General features: G+C 40.2%; 2 protein-coding genes. Both read right to left on the bottom strand.

The annotated features are described in order from the left end of the window. Positions 1-403: 403 nt before the first annotated feature. The gene (locus AC1DVP_RS21155) at positions 404-1,474 is read right to left on the bottom strand and encodes an IS110 family RNA-guided transposase (protein WP_477185450.1); all 1,071 of its coding nucleotides are present in this window, start codon (positions 1,472-1,474) and stop codon (positions 404-406) included. Between the two features lie 251 nt (positions 1,475-1,725). Continuing rightward, positions 1,726-3,261 carry an IS1182 family transposase gene (locus tag AC1DVP_RS21150; protein WP_477185449.1) on the bottom strand — a complete coding sequence of 512 codons (1,536 nt, stop codon included), beginning with the start codon at positions 3,259-3,261 and terminating at the stop codon, positions 1,726-1,728. Between the last annotated feature and the right edge of the window lie 90 nt (positions 3,262-3,351).

Below are 3,351 nucleotides of genomic sequence, written 5' to 3'. Positions count from 1 at the left end.
TAACAGCTACTCCTATGTAAAGCATCGTAAAGTTATTCACAACTTTTGAGAGGGTTATATGTCGGTTATTTTTCGAGTATAGAATTCCATACCAGCGGGCTTGTTGAAAAAGTTGGAAACAACTTTTTGTCCGCCGAAGGCTGGGACTGAAAAAGTTATTCTGACTTTTTCAATAATGCCACGAATTTATGTCTCTTTTATTTCATAGTCTTTCTTTTAATTTCTTAAGGCTCCTACTCCTATATGTGGTTCTCGTTTTCAGGACGAGACCACCAGCATCTGTATGATTGTAAGAATAAAAAATAGCTGCCTGCTACAAAATGAGGTTTCATTTTACAGAACCTCCCTAGCTGTTTTGCAGTCTATTCTCTGTCATTGGCTGAGCTTTTTAAGAAGATTGTTTTTATTTTTCTAACGCTAAATTTCTATTGATCTGATAGGGTGTTTCGGTTTTAATTACCGAGAGTATTCTTCGCGCCATTTTATGGGCTGTTTTAATAATGACGCTCTTTACGTTCCTGCCTTGATGTCTGCGGTAATAGTTTTGCATTTCGGCATCTTTTCTAATGGCAACCCAGGCGGCTTCCACTAAATAGCTCCGTAATTGGGAACGGCTTCTGGGGGTTATTCCCAAACATTTTTCAGAAGCGCCGCTATTATAAACCCCGGGCACCAATCCGATGTAAGAGCTGAATTGCCCCTCGTTATTGAATCGGCGCAAATCACCGCATTCGGCCAGAATCACGCTTGCCAGGTAACCGCCAATTCCCGGAATGCTCCTCAGGAGATTATAATCTTTCTTATGGGCCTTTCTGCAATGGGCACGCATTTGATTGGCAATTTCCAGATACTCTGACCTGATGAATTTGTACATCCGTATTTTGCCCTGCAAAGCCAATTCTCCGCAGCTGGTGCTGAATTTTATTTTTTCCAGCCATACAATAAAATCTTGGCTCCAATTCGGGGTGTCAAACTCATCGGGAACCTTTATGCCATGAAACAGCAGCATGCTTTTGATATGCAGTTTGGTCTGTCGGAGTTTCTTGGTCACTTGGGTTCTATGGCGGGCCAAAGTTGTAAACTGTTCGTGTTCTTCAGTAGGAATATAAACTCCCCGCAGAACCCCTGCCTTTAATTGACTGGACAGATTTCTGGAATCTAAAGCGTCTGTTTTTTGATAGCGCTGCTTGTCTCCCGTCTTGACATCCGATGGATTGACCACCAAAACATTCCAGCCTAAGCTTAAAAAATAGCGGGCGGCAGAAAAACCGCAGCATCCTGCTTCGTAAACTAAATCCACTTCGTGATTAGGAAATGTCTGCTCCACATATTGAAATAAATCCTCGGCAACGGAGGGCATCGAGTAGGTTCTGTGAAAAAACAAATCAGTTTGAATGGAAACTGTCCAGCTTTTTTTGTGAATATCTAAACCAATGAATATCTTTGGTTTTCTTAAGGCATCTTGTAATTGCATAATCTTCGTTTTTAGTAACTCTAAGTTATGCTTTTACATAGATGCTACAACGGATTTGGGCAATWGGYTTAATGGAAARATGGTTTTGTATTTGGAATGATTTGGCAAATCCGAAGAATGGGCTTAATTTAGTCCCAAACCCGCTGTAGTACCAGAACGTCAGGCTGTGAAAAAACCTCATTTTTCAATTAAAATCTTTAAATTATCCTACTCTAAAAACAATTTTAGAGCCATTTGACAAGCCGTTATTTTCAGGCTGCCAATTTGGTTTGATAAAAAAAGCACTCTAATTTCGACTTTAAATACATCGTTTTTAGTAAAAACAAGACTTTTGCCTTGTAGGGCGAGTTCCATTTTTTGAGTTTGGCAATCAGATCGGGAACCCCGAGTATGTTGATACTGCGTTTGATGTTATACACCAGCATAATTAGGCTGTGTTCACCGTTTACTTTTTCCAATCCTGTTAAATTGGTGTGATTGTAGCCCCATTGGCGTTTGATCGTGCCAAAGATATGCTCGTTGATTTCCTGCCGCTTGCGGTAGAGCTGTCCATTTGCGTGATAGCGTTTGTTGTTTTCTTCTACGGCATCGGCATATTGACTGCGGTCTATATCCCGGCCGGCCATCCTACTGGTGCATAAATGTTTTACAGGACATTCTCTGCATTTGGGTGTTCGGTATCTCTTGAACTCATAACTGTCTCTGTCCTTAGTTTTCTTATGCCAGTGACCCGTAGTTTTGAGTGTTTCGCCCTGTGGGCAGGTGTAGGTGTCGGTGGTTTGATCGTACTGGAACTTGGTCACCAAATAATCGGGATGGATGTTTTCTTTATTTTTTCCTTGTTCAGGCTGTGCTACAATGGTGGTGATATTAGCCAGCTTGCAGGCTTCTATTTCCCGCCCATTGTGGTAGCCTTTGTCCACCAAAGCCGTATAAGTTTCTATTTCTAAATTCTCTTTAGCTTCAATAGCAATTGCCGATAAGGCGTTGCGGTCATTGCGGTTGATGGTGTGCGTGGCTACGACAAGATTGTGTTTGGCATCTACGGCTGCCTGTATATTAAATGATATTTCAACCACTTGACCTTGAACTAACAATGCCCTGGCATCAGTGTCAGTGGTGCTTATTTGGGGCTCTCCGCTTGCTTTTAGCTTTTCTTCCAGCAACTCATAGCGKATTTTRYTTTGTTTGAGACGMKCTATTTTTTGYTGRATRTTYTGGATTTTTGRAKSGTTTTCYTTTGCATCATTTTCTTCCAAWGCATYTAGGTATTCTWGGGTTTTAGCTTCAATRTATTCCAGATGTTTGTCRATYTTCTTTTGATTAAAATTAGCTTTCTTACTATTGTGTGCACGGCTTTTGGTACCGTCAATTGCAATGGTTTCACCTCCTATTAAATCAGAATCTTTTAAAAAGCTAACAAAGAGTTTGAATAAATTCTTCAAGGCAGCAGGGTTGTTTTTTCTAAAATCGGAAATACTATGGTAATTGGGACGAATAGCTTCTAAAAGCCATTGCATCTCTATGTTTCTAAAGCATTCTTTCTCTAATTTTCGAGAGCTTCTTATTCCGTTCAGATAACCGTATAAATAGATTTTCAAAAATACCCATGTATTGTAACTTGGACGGCCTTCACTTTTGATGGTCTGCACAGAAAAACCAAGCTTCGCAAGATCTACAAACGCTACAAAAGCATCTATAAATCGTACTTGATTATTGGGAGCTATAGCCTCTTCTAAACTAAAAATACGCATTTGGTGGCGGGAAATCCCTGTGATATGTTGCATTCCTAAAAATACGAAAATTCCTGTTTTGCCACAACTTTTTTGTTATATTTGAGGCAACTCAAACGAAGGTTTTTTCACAGACTGACGTTA

Source organism: Flavobacterium sp. P3_A6 (assembly GCF_056403035.1).
Note: the sequence above shows the minus strand (reverse complement) of the source record. Positions and strands in the feature narration are given on the sequence as shown.

Bases quoted from the DNA above. Each gene is read 5' to 3' on its own strand.
- AC1DVP_RS21155 (WP_477185450.1), bottom strand. From the start codon at position 1,474: ATGCAATTACAAGATGCCTTAAGAAAACCAAAGATATTCATTGGTTTA.